This is a genomic window from Sphingobium boeckii, assembly GCF_014199215.1.
Classification (GTDB): Bacteria; Pseudomonadota; Alphaproteobacteria; order Sphingomonadales; family Sphingomonadaceae; genus Sphingobium_A; species Sphingobium_A boeckii.
Window position 1 is genome coordinate 18,902 of the sequence record NZ_JACIJC010000003.1, and the last position, 22,353, is coordinate 41,254.

19 protein-coding genes are annotated in these 22,353 nt (G+C 61.9%); 15 read left to right on the forward strand and 4 right to left on the reverse strand.

Annotation, left to right across the window (positions count from 1 at the left end):
* Nucleotides 1–11 precede the first annotated feature (11 nt).
* Complete coding sequence (locus tag FHS49_RS08710) at nt 12–1,865, reverse strand: polysaccharide biosynthesis protein (RefSeq protein WP_184017523.1); 1,854 nt, start codon at nt 1,863–1,865, stop codon at nt 12–14.
* A 444-nt stretch (nt 1,866–2,309) separates the two neighbouring features.
* Between FHS49_RS08710 and FHS49_RS08715 the strand changes: the two genes are divergently transcribed.
* From FHS49_RS08715 to FHS49_RS08755, 9 genes are all read left to right on the forward strand, one after another.
* Entirely contained in the window at nt 2,310–3,173 is an 864-nt protein-coding gene (locus FHS49_RS08715; RefSeq protein WP_184017525.1) for a hypothetical protein, read from the forward strand.
* Between the two features lie 163 nt (nt 3,174–3,336).
* A complete protein-coding gene (locus tag FHS49_RS08720) occupies nt 3,337–4,170 on the forward strand; it encodes a glycosyltransferase family 2 protein (protein WP_184017528.1) in 834 nt (277 codons plus the stop codon).
* A 188-nt stretch (nt 4,171–4,358) separates the two neighbouring features.
* Nucleotides 4,359–5,090, forward strand: coding sequence for a sugar transferase (locus FHS49_RS08725; RefSeq protein WP_184017530.1), 732 nt, complete (start codon nt 4,359–4,361; stop codon nt 5,088–5,090).
* 16 nt (nt 5,091–5,106) lie between these two features.
* Nucleotides 5,107–6,309 (forward strand): glycosyltransferase, encoded by a 1,203-nt coding sequence (locus FHS49_RS08730; protein ID WP_184017532.1) that lies wholly within the window; start codon nt 5,107–5,109, stop codon nt 6,307–6,309.
* The gene (locus FHS49_RS08735; RefSeq protein WP_184017534.1) at nt 6,309–7,415 is read left to right on the forward strand and encodes a glycosyltransferase family 4 protein; all 1,107 of its coding nucleotides are present in this window, start codon (nt 6,309–6,311) and stop codon (nt 7,413–7,415) included. The genes FHS49_RS08730 and FHS49_RS08735 overlap by 1 nt, the downstream gene beginning before the upstream one ends.
* Nucleotides 7,412–8,383 carry a glycosyltransferase family 2 protein gene (locus FHS49_RS08740; protein WP_184017536.1) on the forward strand — a complete coding sequence of 324 codons (972 nt, stop codon included), beginning with the start codon at nt 7,412–7,414 and terminating at the stop codon, nt 8,381–8,383. The genes FHS49_RS08735 and FHS49_RS08740 overlap by 4 nt, the downstream gene beginning before the upstream one ends.
* Before the next feature lie 37 nt (nt 8,384–8,420).
* Nucleotides 8,421–8,972 carry a polysaccharide biosynthesis/export family protein gene (locus FHS49_RS08745; protein ID WP_184017538.1) on the forward strand — a complete coding sequence of 184 codons (552 nt, stop codon included), beginning with the start codon at nt 8,421–8,423 and terminating at the stop codon, nt 8,970–8,972.
* A 65-nt stretch (nt 8,973–9,037) separates the two neighbouring features.
* Nucleotides 9,038–10,285 (forward strand): outer membrane beta-barrel protein, encoded by a 1,248-nt coding sequence (locus FHS49_RS08750; protein WP_184017540.1) that lies wholly within the window; start codon nt 9,038–9,040, stop codon nt 10,283–10,285.
* A gap of 4 nt (nt 10,286–10,289) precedes the next feature.
* The gene (locus FHS49_RS08755; protein WP_184017542.1) at nt 10,290–12,485 is read left to right on the forward strand and encodes a GumC family protein; all 2,196 of its coding nucleotides are present in this window, start codon (nt 10,290–10,292) and stop codon (nt 12,483–12,485) included.
* Between the two features lie 39 nt (nt 12,486–12,524).
* On the opposite strand, the gene FHS49_RS08760 is transcribed toward FHS49_RS08755, so the two are convergent.
* Nucleotides 12,525–12,719: a hypothetical protein gene (locus FHS49_RS08760; protein WP_184017544.1), complete on the reverse strand. Its 195-nt coding sequence runs from the start codon at nt 12,717–12,719 to the stop codon at nt 12,525–12,527.
* Nucleotides 12,720–12,953: 234 nt separating this feature from the next.
* Between FHS49_RS08760 and FHS49_RS08765 the strand changes: the two genes are divergently transcribed.
* Together FHS49_RS08765 and FHS49_RS08770 are read left to right on the forward strand one after the other, a co-directional pair.
* A complete protein-coding gene (locus FHS49_RS08765) occupies nt 12,954–14,075 on the forward strand; it encodes an acyltransferase family protein (RefSeq protein WP_184017546.1) in 1,122 nt (373 codons plus the stop codon).
* A gap of 14 nt (nt 14,076–14,089) precedes the next feature.
* Nucleotides 14,090–15,301 carry a hypothetical protein gene (locus FHS49_RS08770; protein WP_184017548.1) on the forward strand — a complete coding sequence of 404 codons (1,212 nt, stop codon included), beginning with the start codon at nt 14,090–14,092 and terminating at the stop codon, nt 15,299–15,301.
* Here the strand turns inward: FHS49_RS08770 and opgC are convergent, their stop codons facing one another.
* The gene (gene opgC / locus FHS49_RS08775) at nt 15,302–16,414 is read right to left on the reverse strand and encodes an OpgC domain-containing protein (RefSeq protein WP_184017550.1); all 1,113 of its coding nucleotides are present in this window, start codon (nt 16,412–16,414) and stop codon (nt 15,302–15,304) included.
* 106 nt (nt 16,415–16,520) lie between these two features.
* Between opgC and FHS49_RS08780 the strand changes: the two genes are divergently transcribed.
* A complete protein-coding gene (locus tag FHS49_RS08780) occupies nt 16,521–17,504 on the forward strand; it encodes a glycoside hydrolase family 26 protein (RefSeq protein WP_184017552.1) in 984 nt (327 codons plus the stop codon).
* Between the two features lie 85 nt (nt 17,505–17,589).
* On the forward strand, nt 17,590–17,997 hold the full coding sequence (locus FHS49_RS08785; protein WP_246350523.1) for a hypothetical protein: 408 nt from the start codon (nt 17,590–17,592) through the stop codon (nt 17,995–17,997).
* Here the strand turns inward: FHS49_RS08785 and FHS49_RS08790 are convergent.
* Nucleotides 17,994–19,484, reverse strand: a complete 1,491-nt coding sequence (locus tag FHS49_RS08790; RefSeq protein ID WP_221240453.1) for a lipopolysaccharide biosynthesis protein — start codon at nt 19,482–19,484, stop codon at nt 17,994–17,996. The genes FHS49_RS08785 and FHS49_RS08790 overlap by 4 nt on opposite strands.
* Before the next feature lie 362 nt (nt 19,485–19,846).
* Here FHS49_RS08790 and FHS49_RS08795 point away from each other — a divergent pair, with 362 nt between their 5' ends.
* Nucleotides 19,847–20,980 carry a cell wall hydrolase gene (locus FHS49_RS08795; protein WP_184017556.1) on the forward strand — a complete coding sequence of 378 codons (1,134 nt, stop codon included), beginning with the start codon at nt 19,847–19,849 and terminating at the stop codon, nt 20,978–20,980.
* 67 nt (nt 20,981–21,047) lie between these two features.
* The gene (locus FHS49_RS08800) at nt 21,048–22,274 is read left to right on the forward strand and encodes an NAD(P)/FAD-dependent oxidoreductase (protein ID WP_184017558.1); all 1,227 of its coding nucleotides are present in this window, start codon (nt 21,048–21,050) and stop codon (nt 22,272–22,274) included.
* Nucleotides 22,275–22,353 lie beyond the last annotated feature (79 nt).

Genomic DNA, 22,353 nt, shown 5'->3' on the forward strand with positions numbered 1-22,353 from the left:
AATACACTCGATTAGCTGCCAGTTGCACGCAAATTCTGTTCCAGAATCGCATCCCCCGAGGGGCTGTGGAGCGCATAGTCAGGAACGAGCGTTCGAACAACTGCCATTGCAGAATCGAAATCGCCCGCATCGAGCGCTCGAAACAGCTTAGCAAGCATCTGCGACAATTCACGCCAGTCCAGCCTGACCTCCTGAGCCCGCATAATCCGGCTGTGGTCGGTTGGCTGCGGATTATTACCCAGCAGCAATTCCTCATACATTTTCTCGCCGGGGCGCAGACCAACTTCCTCGATGGCAATATCGCCATCAGGATTGGCCTCGCTGCGGACCGAGCAGCCCGAAAGCTGGATCATAGAGCAGGCCAAATCGAAAATCTTGATGGATTGCCCCATGTCGAGCACGAAAACCTCTCCACCCTTCGCCATTGCCCCGGCTTGCATGACCAGCTGGGCCGCCTCTGGTATCGTCATGAAGAAGCGCGTCACGTCGCGATGCGTGAGCGTAACCGGACCACCGGCCGCGATTTGCGCGCGAAACCGCGGCACAACCGATCCGCTCGATCCGAGAACATTGCCGAACCGGACCATCGAAAAAACCGTGCCGCTCTTTCCCATGGCACGCGCTTGAAGGATCAGTTCGCACACACGCTTCGACGCGCCCATCACATTGGTAGGCCGCACCGCCTTGTCTGTGCTCACAAGAATGAAGCGCGACGCCCCCACCCGCTCCGCTTCGAGGCAGCAGTGATATGTTCCCAATATGTTGTTCTTGAGGCCCGCGATCGGATTTGCTTCAACCAGCGGCACATGCTTGTAGGCCGCCGCGTGGAAAACCGTCTGGGGGCGATGCCGCTCCATGACCCGTGCGATGACTGCAGCTTCCGAAACATTGGCGAGTTCCGGCACGATCTGTGTCAGGCCATCCTTCCCCAGATGCTCCTCCAATTCGGTCAGGATGCTATAAAGCCCGAATTCGGAATGCTCGACCAGGATCAACCGGCTCGGATGACGCGCCACTATCTGCCGGCACAGTTCAGATCCGATAGAACCGCCCGCGCCAGATACCATGACGATTTTGCCCGTTATCGCCCCGCTGAGAAGTTGTTCATTGGGCGGCACCGGATCACGCCCAAGAAGTTCTTCGACTTGAACATCACGCAAATCGCGGGTGGAAACTTGACCATCCATGATATTGGCAATGCTCGGCAACGAGCGCACCTTGATCGCATGAGTTTGAAGTTGCGCGACGATTTCAAGCCGTCGCCAGCGTGGCACGCTGGGCAATGCAAGCAATATCTCATGCAGTTCGAGATTGACGATGAGATCACCCACATCCCGCGCGTCATAGATGGGGACCCCGTCGATGCGGTGACCTTCCAAACCGACATCGTCGTCCAGATAGCAGACGAGCGATTCATTGCCATCGTGACGAATGGCAAATCCAAGTTGTTGGCCGGCCTTGCCGGCCCCGAAGATCGCAACGCGCGAGCCGCGCTTTTGCTGGGCGACGTGCAGCACTTCCACCAGCGCATAGCGGATCGCAATCCGGCTGAGCCCGAGCAGCAACATGAACAACATCGGCTGCAGAACGCCAATGGTGCGCGGCACATTCAATATTCCGACAAACATGAAAATGGTCATCATCGGCAGCGATAACAGCAGACATGCCATGGCGAGATCTATCATCGCCCGCCCTCCGGCATATCGGATGATGGAGCGATGAACCCCGCACCAGCGCGCTGCAATCAACCAGGATGGTATCGCAACTGCAATCACCAGGCCGACGGCAGGACTGAACAAATCCCACGCGCCGACACGTATGGAGAAAGCAAGCCAAACGGACATGACGCAAAGCGCCAGATCCATCGCGAAAGCAATAAATCTTCGCGTAGAACGCGGCAACCCGGCCAACCGACGCAGGACCACCACAACTAACGATAAAACCCGCAAATCTAAGGACTGCTGTCGAGACATGGCAGAGTTACACACATTCTCTTTCGGAAATACACCCGTTGGCACCTGCCAGCGCTAACCCGTACTCGGATCACGCTCGGGCATTATAGCCCATCAAATCAGCAAGCAATGACAAAGAAGACCTCGCCTTTGGATTGGCGACTCTCAATGACCGATTTCATTGCGATCGCGAACGTACCACCGTCGCAATCGCCGATCGCCACGATCATTTGTCCATCGACGCGCCATTGTCAGACCTTCGCCAATCACCATAACGCGCCCGTTGGTTCCCACGACAGGATGAACCGCCTATCACGGTGATGCGGAGAGGACCGGACGCTTTTAAGAGGGGCGCGTATGACGGTTCGTGTTTTTGTCGGCTTTTTCGGCCTGGCCCGTGCGCTTGACCGCACGATCGACAGCATCGAGCAGCATGTCTTTGCTCCCCTGCTCGCCGAGAATATCGAGATCGTGCGCGCCGCGCATCTGAACTGCCCCAGCGTGGTTCACGCCCCGCGCAGCGGCGAGACCATGGTCCGCTATACCCGCCCCGATCTGTCCCGGCTGAAGCTGGACGCGCTCACGCTGGAGGAGCAATCGGATGAAAGGGTCGCCGATTATATCGCGCGCATCATGAAAATCCCGCAATATTGGGAGGCCGATGAAGACGGCAATATGCGCCGCAACGTCATTCATCAAATGAACAGCCTGAAGGGCCTTTACACATTGCTATCCGGCATGGATCCGCAATCCTTCAACGCGATCATCCTGCTGCGGCCCGATCTGCGCTATATCGACCCCCTGCCGATCCGTAAATTCATGGCGCAGATCGACCCCTCGGTGCGCCTGTCCACCGGAAAAATGCACCCGCTTGGTCAGGCGCTGCGGCGCGGCCTACGGGGGCCGGTGGATCTGATCACCCCCGATTGGCATCAATGGAACGGCTTGAACGACCGCATCGCCATCGCCACGCCCCAGGCGGCGGCGGCGTATCTGAACCGGATCGATCTGCTGGACGACTATGCCGCCACGCATACGCATTTCCAAAGCGAACATCTTTTGAAATTCGCGATCGAACGCGCCGGGCTGAAAAATGCGGGCACCTGGGTGCGGGCCAATCGCGTCCGGACCACGGGCGAGGAAGAAGGGCGCGATACGGATCGCAAACAACCTTGGCTGAGCGCGATCAGTCGTCCCATCCGGATCGGTCTTCAAATTTGACCTGTTCACCGAAAAAGGCATTTTTAACGCATTCGAGCCGTTTAAGGGGACTATTAACCAAGTCTTTGTTCCACATTGTTAAGAGAAGTTAATTTTTTCTTCACCAAATGGGACAGTATGTTTGAAATGCGCGTCGAGTGCTGCCGAAGCCTCCGGAACGCGATTGCACCGCGAATGGTTTTATGATGCACTGCACAACAGTTCAGATCGTGGGAGTGATGCTGACGTGATCTCAGTCTCTGTCGTCATACCAACCTACAACCGCAAAGAGACGCTGGCGCGGGCGATCGCGAGCGTTCAGGCGCAGGATTACGCCGTTTCCGAGATCATCATCGTCGATGACGGCTCGACGGATGGCTCAGCGGATCTGCCGATCCTGGCCGATGAGCGCATCACCTATCTGGTGAACGCGCAAAATCTGGGGTCGCAGGCCAGCCGCAACCGCGGCATCCGACAGGCGACGGGCGACGTACTGGCCTTTCTCGATTCCGACGATTATTGGCGGCCCGACAAGATCGACCTTCAGTTGCAGGCCGCCCAGGACGCCGGACTGACCGATAAATTCTGTGTCACCTGTGGCCATGAACAGTTTGGCGACAATGGTGGCAGTCGCTTTCTCCCACCCGCCCTGATCAATCTTGAGACGGTACTTGTCCATAATTTGATCGGACCAACATCCAACATCTTGATTTCACGCGCTTTGCTGGATGATGTCGGCCATTTCGACGCATCCATGCCAAGCTGTCAGGATTGGGAGCTTTTTATCCGCATCCTGGAACAAACGCCCATCATCGGCGTTCCGGAGATTCTGACCTATCAAGATACCGATAGTAATGTGCGCATTTCCAGGAACCGGAAGAAAGTGACTGCGGGTCATCAAGCGCTATTTCGCAAGACTCGGACAATGAAAGATTTCATGTCTCTGTCGCTCAGCAAGAGATGGGCAATACGTGCGCGGCAGGAAATAGCACTTTTACGACGATCCGTGCCGATATAAAATGACATTTTATTTCAACGTCCGGATCGCATTCAACCCGAAACCGGATCAAGTGATCGCATCATGGTTTCAATAAACAGGAGAGTTTGCCAGCGAGACCGGAGAGGATCGAATGAGTGCACCGCAATATGAGAAATGGTGCGCCGCAGAATGTTAATCACTGCGAAGATCAAAAAAGGGATGTTGGTATGTTCGCATCGAAAAGCGCCTTCGTGAACGGCGGTCCGGCTTATCCAGACGCGATCGATCTGAATTTTCAGGCCGAGAGCGCGCCGACGGACGCAGCGGGCGAAACCGGCCGCGGCAAAAGCCCGTTCGATTACGGGCGCAGCGCAGACCTTGCCTTGGCCGGCGTCATATTGATCGCCGCCCTCCCCGTGCTCGTGCTGATCTGCCTCGCGATCTGGGCGCAGGATGGCGGCAGCCCGATTTTCGCGCATCGACGGATCGGCCGCAACGGGCGCACCTTCCCGTGCCTCAAACTGCGCACGATGGTGATGAACGCCGATGACCGTCTGCGTCATCTGCTTGAGAGCGACCCCCAGGCGGCAGAGGAATGGGCGCGCGACCAGAAGTTGCGTTCCGATCCGCGGATCACGCCGCTCGGCCAGTTCCTGCGCAAATCCAGTCTCGATGAATTGCCCCAGCTTATCAATGTGATGGTCGGCCATATGAGCGTGGTCGGGCCGCGCCCGATCGTGGAGGCCGAAGTGCCGCGTTATGGCCGGTATTTCGGTTATTATTGCAGCGTGCGCCCCGGCATCACCGGTCTGTGGCAGATCAGCGGCCGCAATAACACGAGTTATCGCCGCCGCGTCGCGATCGACACGGTCTACAGCCGTCAGAAGACCGTCGCGTTCGATTTCTGGATCATGGGCCAGACCATTCCCGCCTTGCTGACCAGCAAGGGCTGCTATTGAGCGGAAGGATCCGCGCGTGCCTTTGGCGCCTGTTGAAGTAACCCATGCCGCCGGCCCCGCGCCCGGGCCATCAGTCTTGCTCGTCGATCCCGTGCTCTTCACCGCGCCCTATGATGCGGCGCTGTCACGCGGGCTGAAGGCGAATGGGGTGGCGGTGCATTGGGCCACGCGCGCGCTGCGCCCTCAGGAGGAGCCCGATCTCGAGGCCGGCCAGGTCTCCCCGGTCTTCTATCGGATGAGCGACGGCCCGCGGCGGGGCGGCAATGGCGCGCTGCGCAAGATGCTCAAGGGCTTCGAACATATGATGGGGCTTGGCACCGTCCAGAAACTCGCGCGCAATCGTGTCGCCGATCTGGTCCATTTTCAATGGAGCGTGCTGCCATCGATCGATCTGCGGGCGATCGCGCGCATCCGCGCCGAACGGCCCGTTGTGCTTACGGTGCACGATCTCGTGCCCTTCAACGGCAAGGATGTGAACCAACTCCAGCGCCGCGGCTTCGATGCCGTGCTGCGCGCCGTCGATCACATCATCGTGCATACCGATGGCGCGCGCACCACCCTGGCCGGGCGCGGCGTGGATCACGGCGCGATCAGCGTGATCCCGCACGGCCTGCTGCCGCTGAAATCGGCAGGCAGCGCCGCCGAGCGCACCGACAGGCGCTGGCGCGTCATCCTGTTCGGGCGGCTGCAGGCCTATAAGGGGCTGGACGTGCTGGTGGAGGCTGCCGGGCGGCTCGACCCGCAATTGCGCGCCGGATTGCACATCATCATCGCCGGCGAAGCGATGATCCCGCTGGACGAAATCCGCCGCCGCATCACCGCGCTTGGCCTGCAGAATACGATCACGCTGGACGATCGCCGCTTCAGCGAAAGCGCTATGGCCACGCTGCTGGGCAGCGCTGACGCCTTTGTATTTCCCTATTCTGCGATCGAGGCCAGCGGCGTGCTGCATCTCGTCGCGGGACTGGAAAAATGGATCATCGCAAGCGATCTCGGCGTGTTTCGGGATATGATCGGGCATGATGGACGCTGCGGCGCATTGACGTCGCCGGGCGACGCGGCGGCGTTGGCGCAGGCGCTGGCGCAGTCGATCGGCCGTATCCCGGCGGGCCGGCTGGACGACGGCGTTCCCGGCTGGGACGAGATCGGACGACGCACCCGCGTGGTCTATGAAAAAGTGCTGACCCCCCGCGCCGTTCAACACAGGGTCGCCGCCTGATGGCCGGAAAATTGCTCATCCTGCAGGACAGTCTCCAATTTGGCGGCCATGAGATCATGTTTCTCAACCTCCTTCCCGGCGCGCTCCCGTCCGAGGCGTTTGACGAGATCGTGGTGCGTATGCCGGAGGGCAATGCGATCTTTCAGCAGCGGCTACGCGATCTCGGATCGCCACGGCTGCGGATCGCGCCCTGGCGCTATGCCAAACGCCCGGCGGAACCGTATCTGGCGGGCTTCCGCCGCGATTATGGCGCTGCGGTGCGTGAGACGATTTTGCATGAACGGCCGCAGACCGTGCTGCTGTTGCAGGGACGGATCGAGAATCTCGCCGTGCCGATGCTGTCCATGCCCAAGGACCAGTTCACCGTGAGCTACATCCCCATGGCGCATTCGATGCGGGATATGGACCGCAACAGCCTGGGAGACAGCGTGCGGCGCAGGCTCTATCGGCGGCCAGACCGGTTCATCGTGCCCTCACACGCCGTGGCCGGGCAATTGACGCGGGTCGGCGCACGCGCGCCAGCCACGGTGATCGAGAATATCGTGAAGCCGCCGGTGCGCTCCACCAGCCCCGATATACGCAGCGCCTTCGGCCTGCCCCACGATCGCAGGATCGCGCTTTTCCTGGGCCGGTTCGATCCGCAGCAAAAGGGTCTCGATCTGCTGATCGCGGCGATGCAGCGCAGTGCCGCCGCGCTCGACGCATGGACCTTCCTGTTCGTGGGCGATGGGCCGGGCCTCGCCGCGATCGAAGCGCTCAAGGGCGGCGCGCTGGATATCCGGATCATCCCCTGGACGGACCGGCCGCATGATTTCCTGCTGGGCAGCGACGTCATGCTGATGCCCTCGCGCTATGAAGGCGTGCCGCTGGTGATGCTGGAGGCGATGCTGTGCGGCTTGCCTATCCTGGCCTCGGAAATCGACGTGTTCCGTGAGTATCTGCCTGCAGAACGGTGCGTGAATTTCGGAACCGTCAACCTCGCCGCGCAGCTTGACGCGCTTTTTGCGGCAGGGCGCGGTGCCGCGGTCGATCAGGATGCGCACCGCATCGCGCGGGCGCGGGCGCAGTTTGCCGAGGCGCTTGTGCCGGGGGCCAAGGCCGTATGACCATCGCAAGCGGCGCGGCCGTCATCATTCCCACCTTCAATGAGGCAGCGCATATCGGCGGCCTGCTGGAGCAATTGCTGCGCCAGAAGCGCGATGTAGTCGGCCAAATTCTGGTGGCGGACGGCCGCAGCCAGGATGCGACGCGCGCCATCGTCGCGCAGATCGCCGCGGCCAATGATCGCGTGCATCTGATCGACAATCCCGATCGGCTTCAGTCCGCCGGGATCAACCGCGCCGCGGCTGCGGCCGATCCGGCCCATGGCATATTGGTGCGCATGGATGCCCATTCGGGCTATGCCGACGATTATGTCGCGCGGCTGATCCGCACGCTGCAGGAGCGCGACACCGAAAGCGTGGTGGTCCGCCTGCGCACCGTGGGCCGCACCTGCATGGAAAAGGCGATTGCCGCGGTATCCAACAGTATTTTCGGCACGGGCGGCGCGGCGCATCGGATCGGGGGGCAATCCCGGCTGATCGATCATGGCCATCATGCCGCGTTCAGGCGCGACGCCTTTCAGAGTTCGGGCGGCTACGACGTGCATTTCATCGCCAATGAGGATGCCGAATTCGATTATCGGCTCCGGCGCGCAGGCGGACGGATCTGGCTGGCCGCTGATATCGAGGTGGATTATTTCCCGCGATCCACTCTGGGGGCGCTGGCGCGTCAATATTGGCGCTATGGCCGCGGCCGCGCGCAGAATTTCCTGAAGCATCGGGAAAAATTGCGGGCGCGGCAGTTGGTCGCGCCGCTGCTCGTCGTGATGCTGGCCGCATCCACCGCGGTTTCGCTGGTTCAGCCCTATGCGCTGGCCCTGCCCCTGCTCTATGCGGCGGGCTGCTGTGCGGCGGCCCTCTGGCTCGCTCTGCGCGCGCGATCGATCTGCGTGATGCTGGCGGCACCCGCGCTCTGGGCCATGCACCTGTGCTGGGGCGCTGGCTTCATCACAACCATGGTCATGAAAAAATGATGGCGAATGCGCCCACCACATATCGAGGGAATGGATTATGACCCGCATCATATCGCTCATCGTCGCGATCTTTCTGGGGCTTTCGGGCTGTGCGGAAAGCATGGCGCAGACCGCGCCCGCCGCACAAACCCCGCCCGTCTATCGCCTGGGCACCGACGACAAATTGCGCATGGTCGTCTATGGCGAAGAGCAGTTGAGCGGCGAATATATCGTGGGCAGCGAAGGCACCATCTCGCCGCCGCTGATCGGCGCAGTAAAGGTGGCCGGGCTCACCCCGGCGGAGGCGCAGGTCAAGGTCACCGAAGCCTATGCTACGACCTACGTCGCCGATCCGAAGATCAGCATCGACGTGATCGAGCATCGGCCTTTCTATATTCTGGGCGAGGTCAATAAATCCGGGCAATATCCCTATCGCATCGGGATGACCGTGATGCGCGCGGTGGCGACGGCAGAGGGGTTCACCTTCCGCGCCAACAAGAAGAAGGTGGCGATTCAGGGTGAGGATGGCGTGGAGCGGATCGTGCCAATCACCTCCCAGACGCTGGTCCAGCCGGGCGATACGATCCGGGTTTTGGAGCGTTATTTCTGACGATGCCCCCCTGCCCTCGATCATTGAGATCCCGCCGCTCGAGGGCTGGCGGGATCGCCGCGCGCATGGCGTCGGCGATGTGCCTCCTGGCACCCGCCACGCCCGCGCTCGCCCAATATCTGGATCCGCTGCCATCGCGCTTCCCGCGCGATCGCAATGTGGACACCCTGGTGCCTGGCTATGAAGCGCCAGGCGTGCCGCTGGGGCCGTTCATCATGACCCCCAGCCTTGCCGCCTCAGCGCTCTACTCGGATAATATCTATGCACAGGAGGCGAATGCGACGGACGATGTGGCGCTCCGCATCGCGCCTTCGGTGAAACTGCAGTCGATCTGGCCCGTGAACAAGGTCGCGGTCAATCTGACCGGGCAATTCGATCGTTTCTCCACACTCAAGCGCGAAAATGCCGAGCGCTTCGATGCCGATGTCACCACCTTGCTGGAATTGAGCAGCGACACGATCGTGCGATCTCGCTTGCGCTGGCAACGATTGCAGGAGCCGCGCAGCTCCCAGAATGCCTTTGTCCAGACGCTGGAACCGATCCGCTATGATATGACGAGTTCGGCGATCGGCCTGTCGCACGATCTGAACCGCATCCGGCTCACCGGCGAAGCCGCCGCGATCAAGACCAATTATTTCAACGGTCGCCTGCAGGACGGCACCGCGCTGGACACCCGCGGGCGGGACAGCACGGCGCTCACGCTGCGTGGCCGGATCGAATATGCGCAAATGCCGGGGCTGAGTTATTTCCTGCAGGGCACCTATAATGATCGCGACTTCCGCCCGTCGCTCAGCGCGACGCCCCAGCGCGATTCCACCGGCTATGAAGTGCTGGCCGGGGTCAGTTTCGAGCCGTCGGCGCTGATGCGCGGGGAGATCGGGATCGGCTATCTCGCTCAGAATTTCAAAGACCCGTTTTTTCACGATTACGGCAATCTGGGCGTGCGCGGCCGGTTGCAATATTATCCCACACGGCTGACCACGATCACGCTGGAGGCGGACCGTCGGGTGGAAGATAGCGGCACGCCCCTGTCGGGGGCCTATCTGTCCACATCGCTGTCGATCAAGGCCGAACATGCGCTGCTGCGCACGCTGATCGTCACTGCGAGCGCCGATTATCAGGCAGACCGGTTCAACGATGTGGATCGCGACGACGATCGTTACGCGCTTGGGCTGCGCGCCGAATATCAGGCCAATCGCGTGCTGTCCTTCAGCGCCAGCGCATCGCATCTGAACGTCACGTCCGACGGGCTCGATCGCTACCGCAATTTTTCGGAAAACCGGTTCATGGCCGGGATTTCCATCAGGAGATGATTGCATGAACGATCTGCGCAACGCGCATCCAGATCTATTTTCCGCCGTCCCTCAATCCGTGGCGGAACCGGCCCCGCCGCGCGGCGGCGATATCATGCCGCGTCAGCGCATCGACGGTCTGCGTCGCGTGCTTTCGGTGCTCAGGCGGCGCTGGCTGGTCTTCGTCGCGATCTTTCTGTTCGTGGTGGCCGCCACCGCCTTCTTGACCTGGCGGCAGACGCCGCTGTTTACAGCCACTGCTAATCTGGTGGTCAATTCGCGCCTGCTGAACGTGTCGTCCAAGGATCAGGATATCATCCCGACCGTGCCCACGCAGGATGGAGCGGTGGATACCGAGGTGCAGATCCTGCGCTCGCGCGAAGTGCTGGAGCGCACGGTGCGCAGTCTGGGGCTGATCGACAAGGGCGAGTTCGTCGCCGCTCTGGCGTCCGTGCCTGCGGCCAATCGCGTCAGCGCCGCCGCATCGATCGTGAAGGACAATCTGGCAGTCGTCCGCCCCGGCGTCACCAATGTAGTCACCATCTCCTACACCTCCCCCACCCCCGCGATCGCCAAGGCCGTGGCGGACGAAGTAGGCAAGCAATATCTCCAGGTGAAGACCGACACCCGGCTGGGTGCGGCCAACACCGTGGATCAGGGGCTTTCCAAGCAACTCGAGATCCTGCGCGGTCAGGTCCAGGTAGCCGAGCAGGATGTGGCGCAATATAAGGCCGCCAACAATCTGCTCAGTTCCGAAGGCGTGACGCTCACCGAGCAGGAAATCTCGATCTACAAGCAGCAGGTCGCCTCCGCGCGCGCCACGCTGGCCGAAGAACGCGCGCGTCTTAACACGGCCAAGGCGCAGATGCGGCGTGGATCGAAGGGCGATGATGTCGGCGAGGCGCTGAATAGCCAGGTGATCGAGCAATTGCGCAACCAACGCAGCCAGATCAGCACCAAGCTGGCCGAGTTGAAAGTCCGTTACCGCCCCGAACATCCCGATGTGATCAAGGCGCAGCGCCAGTTGGATGATATCGACGGCGATATCGCGGCGGAAATCCGGCGCGTGGTCTCCAATCTGGAGGCGCGCACCGAAGTCGCCAGTCAGCGCGCCGCCGCCGCCAGTGGCACCGCTTCCAGCGCCACGGGCACGCTTGCGTCCAACAACGCCGCCTCGGTGCGGCTGAACGAATTGGAGCGCCGCGCCGAAGCCTATCGCTCCAATTATGCCGCCATGCTGGAGCGCCAGAATGCGATCAGCACGCAGGCGACGATCGCGGACGAGGATGCGCGCATCTTCTCCCCCGCGAGCGAACCGCGCTTCCCCAGTTCGCCCAACAAGCCGCTCAATCTGGTGATCGGTGGTCTGTTCGGGCTGGTGCTCGCCAGCCTGGTGCTATGGCTGCTTCATCTGTTCGATCGCGGCATCATCACGTCGAGCGATGCCGAGGCGCGGCTGGGCCTGCCGCATCTGGCCAATATCCCCTCGATCAACTCGATCGCGCGCGGGGCGGACCGGCAGATCGCGGCCGAGGATTTCGTGGTGGAGCGGCCCTTGTCGCTTTATGCGGAATCTTTGCGCGGCCTGCGCCTCAGCCTGATCCAGTCCGAGACGGGCCGGCCCGTGAAACTGATCGGGATCACATCCTCCTGCCCCGGCGAAGGCAAATCCACGCTCGCGCTCAGCCTGGCGCGCACGGCGGCGCTGGCCGGTGACAGGGCGCTGCTCATCGATGGCGATATCCGGCGCCCCAGCATCGCGCGGATGCTGGGCTTCGTGCCCGAAAACGGCTTTATCGACGTGCTTTCAGGCAAGGTCAGCTTTGAGGATACTGCGGTGAAGGATCCGCTGACGGACCTGATGGTGCTTGCCACGCCCGTCCGCGCCTTTTCGCCCAAGGAAATCTTCCGTGGCCAGGCGATGGACCTGCTGTTCGATCAGTTGCGCAAACAGTTCGACATCATCATCGTCGATACCGCGCCCGCTCTCGCGGCTTCAGACACGCGCGCGATGCTGGAGCATCTCGACAAGGTAGCGATGGTGGTGCGCTGGAAAAAGACGCTGCTGCCGCTGATCAAGGCGGCGCTCCAGAAGATGCGGCCGCTGCATATCATGCCCGCCGGCGTGGTGCTGACCCAGGTCAACATGAAGGCGGTCGCGGCCTATGGCTATGGCGATGTGGATTTCAATTATCGCAGCTACGAGGCTTATACCCAATGACCAGGCGGGGGAGGAACAATGCCGCCGCAAGCGATCCGATCAGAGCGCGAGGAAGAAGATCGCCGCCCATATCGCAAGGCCCAGCACGACCGCGCCGACCCAATAACCATAGACGATCCGCGCCTGCCCCTGAGCCATCGAAGGAACCGACTCGGCTGGCTGCACGGACGGCGCGCCCATCCGTGGCGCGCTGGCGCTGCGGTCGTTGCGAATGGGAGGCTGGATATCAGTCATCACGATGCCCTGAGCTTAAAATCACGACCATTAACAAAGGTATAACGCCACCATTCGGCATTTCGACGCAACAATGAACATTCGGGGTAAAATAGACATGGCCGTCGCAACCGGACTTCAAGACGTCACAGCCCCCCGAACGTCAATGAGGACGCTAGTGCAGTGGCGATCCGGGCGCAATGATTCCGCACGGCGTTATTATGACGCGGTGCTCGATCGACGGATGTCCGCGCGATGAAGCCGGGCGCTGTTTTTAATCCCAATGTGCACGGTGCCCGCGGACTCTTTTCCGCAATGGTGTTCGTTTATCACGTCTATCACTCCAAACTGCCGACGTTTGCCGCGGTTCAGGGATCGCTGCTTGAAATCTGGCTGCTCGATTCGATGAAATTCGGCGTCGAGCTATTTTTCGGGATCAGCGGCCTCGTCATCGTCGGCGCGCTCACGCGCGCGCCATCGGCAGCGGCCTTCGCCTGGGACAGGATCGCGCGCATTTTCCCCGCGCTCTGGGCTTCGCTCTTGGTGTTTACAGCCATGCGCTATTGGGGCGGACTCCCTCTGCCATCCTTCGGGCTCTGGGCGGCCAATTTCCTGGCCCCGCCGCCTTTTTTCAGCGTGCCGATGGTGCATCCGGCCGCGTGGTCGCTGGGCTATGAATTCACATTCTACATGCTGTGCGCACTGTTATGGGCGGTGCGCGGGCCGAACGTCCGATCCTGGCGGTGGATCGCCGTGATCACCGGCACATTGCTCGTGATCCTGTTTCCGCGCGGCATCTTGATGGCCGCCGGCGTGATCATCGCGGCCAAGCTGCCGCGGCCGGCATGGATGGGTCGTCTGGCGCGCTATCCCGGGGTGATGCTCCTGATCTTCCTTATGGCCTGGCGCGCGCTCGATATGGCGGCGCATGGCAAGATGCGGCTGATGAGTCCGCTTCACGCCGATTTCCTCGAATGGCTCAATCTGGCACCGCTGATCTACATCACGGGCGTCATCGGCGGTATCGGGTTGCTGGGTGTCGAACAGGGGCGCGGCTTCACGAGCCACATCCTGAGAATGCGCCTCATGCAGTGGCTCGGCACGATCAGCTACAGTTTCTATCTCTGGCATCCGGCCTGCATGGCGATCGTGAAACTGGCCATGCACAAATCCGGGCTGGTCGAGATGATCGGGCCATGGTCCCAGATCGTGTTTTTCATCCTCGCGCTCGGCCCTTCCCTCGTCGTCTCCCATGTCAGCCAGATCGTGCTTGAGCAGCGTGTGACACGCTGGCTCCGCAAGCTGGGCCACAAGCGCCCATCGCCGCCGCTCGCCGGTGCGCCAGCCGCCGTGGCGGGGGAACGCGACATCGCATGACGGGCGGACACGCCATGGAACCGAATGCGATATCGGCAGATGCGCAGGCCAGCCGCCTGTTCATCCACGCCGCCTTCATCACGGCGATCTGCCTGCAGCGCTTTGGCCTGATCCTGGGGGACAGCGCGATCTTCCTCAGCCTGCCCGCATTCGCAGCGATGATCTTCTGGGCCTACCTCTCCGGCTATGGCGAATTGCGGCCGCGCGTCGGGCTGCTTTATGTGACCTTCGCCGCATGGGGTCTGTTCTGCACGCTCGTCGCGCTGCTCATTCCCGATGCGCGGTTCGGCGTAAGCCTCACATCGCTGATGGCGATCTTGATCAGCTACACGCTGCTGACCATCGGACCCAGCCGCCGGTTCGATCGATCGCAGGTGCTGCCCGCTTTCCTCTTCTATGCCCGGCTCTGCGCCGTGCTCGGCATCATTCAATATCTCGCGCAATTCGTGGGCGTGAAGCTTTTCTCGTTCATGGTCTCCTTTCCGTTTCTGGAGCCCGTGCTGGTGGAGCGCATGTTCAACTATGCGCCCATCGTTTCCTACGGCTCCACCCTGATGCGATCGAACGGATTTTTCCTGGTCGAACCCAGCATCTTCTCCCAGCTCCTGGCGCTTGCCATCGCCATTGATTTCTTCCTGTTTCGCCGCAAACTCTATCTGCCGCTTTACGGGATCGCCTATCTCCTCACCAATTCGGGCACCGGATTTCTGGTCCTGAGCGTGGGGATGGTCGTCTATGCCATGATCGACTGGCGCTATCTGGGCCGCGTGACGGGCGCGATCGTGGCGGGCGCGGCTCTGGCATTCGCGGCATCCTATGTGATGCCTGATCAGATCGACGCCTTTGCCGGTCGCGCAGACGAAGTGAATTCCAACCGCTCCAGCGGCTACAGCCGTTATTTCGCGCAATTCGATCTGATCGGGCGTTATGGCAGCGAAATGCGCGGGCTGATCGGCTGGGGACCGGGCGCGCTGGAGCGGGCGGACGGCTTCGTGCCGGGCAGCAGCAATCCCTCGCTCAAACTCTATTTCGATTATGGCCTGATCGGCCTTGGCCTGTTCTGGACTTTCCTGATCAGCGCGATCTGGCGACGCGAAATGGCACTCATTCCCGTTCTGGCCATTGTCCAGTTTCAGCTTGGCGGCGGGAGCCTGTTGTTCACGCCCCTTCTCGTGCTGATGGCGATGCTGTGTATCTGGTCCAAAAAGCCCCAGACCGCCCTCTGATCATGCAGCGGCTTTCGCACGCTTCACCCACGGCGCGCTTTTGAACCAGCCGAACATCCGCCCGCCGAGCAGCACCAGCGTGACAACACCCAGCAGGATCGCGAAATAGCGCGGCACTGACGCCGGATCCTCCGACAGCAGATGCGCGCCGAAATAGACCAGGATGTTGGTCAGACAGAAACATTCCAGCGAATTTTGCCCCACGGCCACCACGGACATCACGATGCGACTGCGGCGCAGAACATTGGACGCGGGCGTGATCAGCATCGCGGTCCACAGGATCAGCAGGAAATGCAGCACGCGCAACGGGCCGACGCTCACCTTTTGCGCATGGGGAATGCTTTCTGCCTGAATGCCCGGAAAGACGAGCATCTTGAATGCGAAGGCCAATGCGATGAGCCCAAGGCAGGCTGCGATCTGCAACCCGCGTCGCGGAAACGTCCATTGGGTCAACGGCTTGATCAGCGCCACGCCACCGCCGAGGAAAAACAGGAACTGCCAGCCCAGCGGGTTGAACGTCACATAATGAAAGCCGGGGATCAGCCCGAGTTGATACACCGCCCAGACCGCAAAGCTGATCCCCAGCGGGAGCGCCGCATGAATGCGTGACAGCTTCAGGAAGATCGCGACCAGCGGAATGAAGAAGATATAATTCCGCAAAATCTCGAAAAAGGCGAAATTGGTCTGGAAGGTCAGAAACTGGAACAGGAAGCCCGCCGGGTCCGCCAGAAATCGGTCCGTCTTGCTGACCGCCGCCAAACCCGGCGCATTGGCGAACAGGAAGGCCGCGCTGCCGGCGATGATCGCCAGCGTGAACACGTTCAGCACATAGAGGCTCCACGCGCGATCCAGCGTGCGCGCCTGGGTGAGCCAGAACCCCACCTTGTCATAATTGCGCCCCAGCACCAGCGTGAGGACATAGCCCGAAAAGAAAACGAAGAATTCGGCCGGGCTGGAAAAGCCGAATGGCTGCATGTCATAGAAACGCGCGATCGAGCCATAGCCGGCCACCGAAGCAAACCACGTATAATGCGTGGCCGACAGGCTAACAATGAAGAAACCCCTAAGAAAATCGATTCTGAGGTCGCGTTCGGTCACTTTGGTTTCGCTCATCCTTGCCTCGCCACGGTTCGCCGTTCTGCCCTCGACATTGCTATATTGCGGTGCACAAATTGTCGAGTTGCCCCCGGCCAAGCGCTCCTGCGCCGAAAGGACCATCATGCGGTATCGAAACCCTCTGTTCGCCTGCGCGGCAGCCCTGATTTGTGCGGGTTTTGCGGGGTGCGGACAAGCACCCCAAGCGCAAGCGCAGGTCAACGAGCCCCCCCGCCCCACCGCCGATCTGTTCGTCTATCGGGGCGGAGGGTGCACCGGACGCGACAAACTGCCGGCGTTTATCACGATGCTGGGCCGCGAACCCCAAGGCGTGGTCGCCTTCGCTCAGCGCGACACCTGGCCCGGCATGTTGGGATCGGTGCGGTGGAGCATGAATTGCTGGAAGGGCAAGGATTACCGGATCGCCCAATCCGTCCCCATGCTGCTCGACCAAGGCACCACGCTGGCGGAGGGCGCTGCCGGCGCTTACGACAGGCATTTTGAGGAATTCGCCCGCATCCTTGTCGCCGCAGGCCGGGAAGACGCCTATCTGCGCATCGGCTGGGAGTTTAACGGGAGCTGGTATCCCTGGGCCGCAGCCAAGGATCCACCAGCCTTCAAGGCCTATTTCAAGCGCATCGCCGGTATCTTCCGCAATACGCCGGGCGCGAAGTTCAAGATCGTGTGGAATCCCGCGCGCGGCAAGCAGCAGATCGCGCCCGATCTGGTCTATCCGGGCGACGAGGCGGTGGATGTGATCGCGCTCGATCTCTACAATCAGTCATGGCGTCCGGAAGACAAGGCCGATCCCGAGGTGCGCTGGCGCAATCATGTCGTCCAGCCTTACAGTCTGGGCTGGTTGCGCACCTTTGCCGCCCAGCATGGCAAGCCGGTGGCTTTGCCCGAATGGGGCACGGGCTCCTCGTCCAACGGGCAGGGCATGGGCGATGATCCCATCTTCATCACGCATATGGCGGAATGGATCGCGGCCAACAACGTCGCCTTCACCGGCTATTGGGATTATCCCGCCACTGATTACAATGCGGAGATTTCGGGCGGCAATGCGCCCAAAAGCGCAGCCGCCTTCCGCGCCGCCTTCGGGCCCTGATCGCGCGCTTGCCCGCATTGCCGCGCATCGCGTAGCGTCCGCCGTCGAAACCGGAGCGAGATGCGCCATGCAGAACATTCATTCAATGCGGCCGGCTCGGGCGCTGCGTATCCATTGCCCGGTTGACGCAGCGACCTTGCAGGCCTTGCTCGACGGGGACATGAATGTGATGCGCGCCGATCCGCTGCTGGCCGGCATGTTGCGCATCATCGAGGACGACAATCCTCTGGGGGATTTCACGCTGTATCAGGGCGTGGTCGAAATCACGCCGGGCTGGGAATGCTTCACGCCCTTGCCGGAGGCTCGCCCTGCGAAAGGCACGGCCGATGCGCCGGCCATATCCCCGACCGTCATACTCACCACCTATATTGCGGCGGGTGCGCCCGAGCCGCAGCTCGCTGACGCGCTGGACCGGATCATGGCGCTCCATCCCTGGGAGGTGCCCGTGATCGAACTGGTCGAGATGCACCTGCTGGTCCGCACGCCCGCTTAGCGCCGTCGCGCGACCTTGCGGCCGGCCTGCCCGAGCAGCGTCAGCGCCTCGCGCAAAGCCACCCTGCCCTGGGGGAAGGCCGCGACCACCGCATAGGACACGATATAGGAAACCGGCAGCGTGATCGCGAAGATCACCAGCGGCTTGGCCGTGATCCCGTGGCTGATCAGCCGCACCAGCCCCAGCGCGGCGAACGCGCCCAGAAGATGCGGCACGGCAAGTCCGAAAGCGTCGCGCCAGCGCAAGGGGCCAGTGCGGGTGGCATAGCCCCAGAGCAAGGGCGTGCGGATATATTCGCCGATCGCGAACACCGCCGCCACGCCGACCGGGCCATAAGGCAGGCCGATCACGAAGCCGATAACGCAGAACACGGCGTTGAATATGCCCCAGCGCATCAATTCCCAAGTACGCGCCTGGCTCAGAAACAGCCAGGCGCAGGTGTTGTTCAAGGATTGAACCAGCCCCGCCAGACCCAGAAATGCGAAGATCGGCGCGGCCTCGATCCAATTGTCCCCCAGCAGGAAGGGCACGATCAGATCCGACGTCGCGGTCATGAACGCAATGCCGGGAAAGAGTACGAGCAGGAGCTGGTTGACGGTGCGCAGATAGGCATGGCGATAGCGGTTGGGTTCGTCGAGCATCCGCGCCAGCGTGGGCAGCATCACACGGGCCAGCGGCGCATTCACCTGCTGCAGCGGCATCAGCATCAATTTATACGCGCGATCATACAGGCCCAGCGGCACTTCGCCCCAGCGCCGTCCGATCAGAACATTGTCCATATTGCGCGAAAAGAAGAGCGCGATATTCGATCCCGTCACGCCCGCACCGAATTTGATCGCCCCGCCCGCGCCGGATTGACGCCTGGGCCATGCCGGCAGCCATCCGACGAACACCCATGCGCCCAGCGCCGGCACCAGGGCCGTGATCAGGCTGCCCGCATAAAGCGCCCAGAAGGTCGGATCGAACCACGCCCAGATCAGCGCCGCGACCAGACCGAGCACCGCCCCGGCCGCGTCCAGCGACGCCAGGATTTCGAACCGCATCCCGCGATTGAGCAGCGCGATATGCTGCGCCCCGGCCCCATAGACTGCCAGCGTGAGCGCCATGGCCGCGGTCAGATGCGCCACATCGGGCTCGCGGTAGAATGTGCCGACGAGGGGCGCGATCAGCAGCAATGCGATCGCGAGTGCGACGCTCAGCCCGAAGCCGATCCAGAACAACATGCTCGCCTCGCGCGCGTTCAGATGCGGTTTCTGGACGATCGCCTGGGAAATGCCGAATTCCTGAAACATCACGGCGATCGCGAGCACCGGGGCCGCCATCGCCGCCAGCCCGAATTGCGCGGGCGGCAGCAGACGTGCCAGCAGGATCACCGAGCAGATTTGGGCTAGGACGCGCACGATCTGCGCCAATCCCGATACGGCGATCCCGCGCGCCACGCGCCCGCGCAATGCGGCGCTGGGCGCTTCGAACGGATCGCGCTTCATCCCGGCAATCGTCTCTGCCGCTGTCGGCGACCTGGTTCAGAATTCAGGATGGCACCGCCCCTCAAGATCATAGCCGCATGTTTCATGTTGCAGATGCGAATACAAGCATGGGCTGCGGAGAAGCCCCGCTTCCGTGCGCAAAAAGCGCCGGATGGAAAGAGGCTTGGGGGGCACTGCCACGCAACGCTTGCTGTCCCTTCATTCGGCTCTGAAACACCACGGCACGGCAAAGGCATTGCTGGAGCGGGGAACGCTTTTCCCGATGCTGCGTATGCACAGTGATTCAAGGGAGTTCCGATGAACGCACGCGCCGGATGGTCATGTTAGAGCGCACGCGCATCCGTCTTGGACTCGCGGCCGCGTTGATCGTTGCTGTCGTGGCGGCGGTGTCGGTCTGGGCGTCGATCGCGCCACCGCCCTTGTCCGCGCCCGAGCCGCAGGAAATGGCCATGCCGCTGTCCGCCCCGCGGGTCACCGGGCCGCCCGTGGTAGAGCCGCTCAAGTTCAAACCGGTCAGCCCCGAAACGGCGCTTCAGATCAATGCCGCGATCCCGTTTTCCACCGAGCCCAATCCCGCCGCAGCCCCATTCCTTTTTACCGGAGCGCCGGCCGATCTGCCGCGCGCCACCGATTGCCTCGCCGCCGCCGCCTATTTTGAGGCCGGGGCGGATTCCAAAGGCCGGCGGGCGGTGGCGCAGGTCATCCTCAACCGCTTGCGCCACCCCGCCTTTCCCAAGACGGTGTGCGGCGTCGTTTTCCAGGGGGCCGAGCGCGCAACCGGCTGCCAATTCACCTTCACCTGCGACGGCGCGCTGGCTCGTCCGCCTGCACCCGCCTTATGGGATGCCGCCCGGAACACCGCGGCGGCCGCACTCGCCGGCGCAGTCTTCGCCCCCGTGGGCCACGCCACCCATTATCATACCGACTGGGTCACGCCTTATTGGAGCGGATCGCTCGACAAGATCGCGGCGGTGGAAACGCACATCTTCTTCCGCTGGAAAGGCTGGTGGGGCACCCCGCGCGCCTTTGCGGGCAAGGCGCTGAGCGTGGAACCGCTGGAGGAGAAGATCGCGGAAATTTCGGAGGCGCATCGCGCTGGCGCGCCCTTGGCGGCGGATGCGCATCTTGTGGCTATGGCGAAACCAAACAGCACGGATGCAGCAGATCCCGGCGCAGGGCAGGTCGAAATCCTGTTTCAAAATGCGGAAGGGATCGCGATTCTGGCTGATAGCGACGTCGATGCAGCGTCATTCCCGGCGATCGCGGCGTCCTTTTGCGGTGCCCGCAATCTTTGCAAGGTCAGAATTTGGACGGATCGCCCTCTTGCGCCCGTGGGGAATCCGATATCCGCCCGGTCGATGAGCGCGATGTCATTCAGCTATTTGCGAAATCAGGATCGGAAATTCAGGAAAGAGCAGTGGAATTGCGCGAAATTTCTGCGAAAAATAAGGGCTGAATGTTTGAGCCTGCCATTTGCCGCCGCGATGATCTCCTGAAAAATCGGTCGAAAACATTCCGCCGACCCGCTAAGCGCTGCGTTACTGAAACTGTCGCGGAGCCCCCATGTCCCATTACGATGTCCTGATTGTCGGTGCCGGTCATGGGGGGGCGCAGGCGGCTCTTGTTTTGCGGCAGCAGGGTTTTGAAGGCACGATCGCCGTCGTGGGCGACGAGCCTGAGATTCCTTATGAGCGCCCGCCCCTCTCCAAGGAATATCTCGCCGGCGACAAGAGCTTCGAGCGGATCCTGATCCGCCCGGCCAGTTTCTGGAGCGAGCGCGCTATCCCCATGCTGACGGGCAAACGCGTGACCGCCGTCGATCCCGTAGCCAAGACCGTCACGATCGCGGGCGACGAAACGATCGGCTATGGGCATCTGATCTGGGCGACCGGCGGCAGCCCGCGGATGGTGCCGGTGGAAGGCAGCGATCTGAAAGGTGTGCATGTGGTGCGCACCCGCGCAGACGCCGATGCGATGATGGAGGCGCTGGACGGCACCACCCATGTCGTGGTGGTCGGCGGCGGCTATATCGGGCTCGAGGCCGCGGCGGTGCTCAGCAAATTCGGCAAGCAGGTCACCGTGTTGGAGGCTTTGCCCCGCGTGCTCGCGCGCGTCGCCGGCGAGCCGCTGTCGCGCTTCTACGAAGCCGAGCATCGCGCGCATGGCGTGGACGTGCGGCTGGAGGCCAAGCTCGATTGCTTCGTCGGCGCAAACGGGCAGGTGACAGGCGTGCGTATGGCGGATGGTGAGATATTGCCGGCTGAGATGGTGATCGTCGGCATCGGCATCATCCCGGCGGTCGGCCCGCTGATCGCGGCGGGTGCCACGGGCGGCAATGGCGTGGATGTCGATCAATTGTGCCGCACCTCGCTGCCCGACATCTATGCGATCGGCGATTGCGCCGCGCATGAAAACGGTTTTTGCGGCGGGCAGCGCATCCGGCTGGAATCGGTGCAGAATGCCAATGACCAGGCAGCGGTCGTCGCCAAGGCGATTGCCGGCGAGGCCCATCCCTATCATGCGGTGCCGTGGTTCTGGTCCAATCAATATGATCTGAAACTGCAGACCGTGGGCCTCTCGACCGATCACGACGATCTCGTGGTGCGCGGCGACACCGCCAACCGCTCCTTTTCGGTTATCTATCTGAAGGGCGGCAAGGTGATCGCGCTCGATTGCGTCAACGCCACCAAGGATTATGTCCAGGGGCGCAAGTTGGTGACGGAAGGATTGAGCCCCGACAAGGCTCGCCTGGCGGACACGAATGTGCCGTTGAAGGAACTCGCGGCCTGAACCCTCGCGGGCTTGGCCTTCGCGCCTGAAACATAGATGCAAATATTGCATCTGTAGCGTTGAGACATGCAGCCCGAAC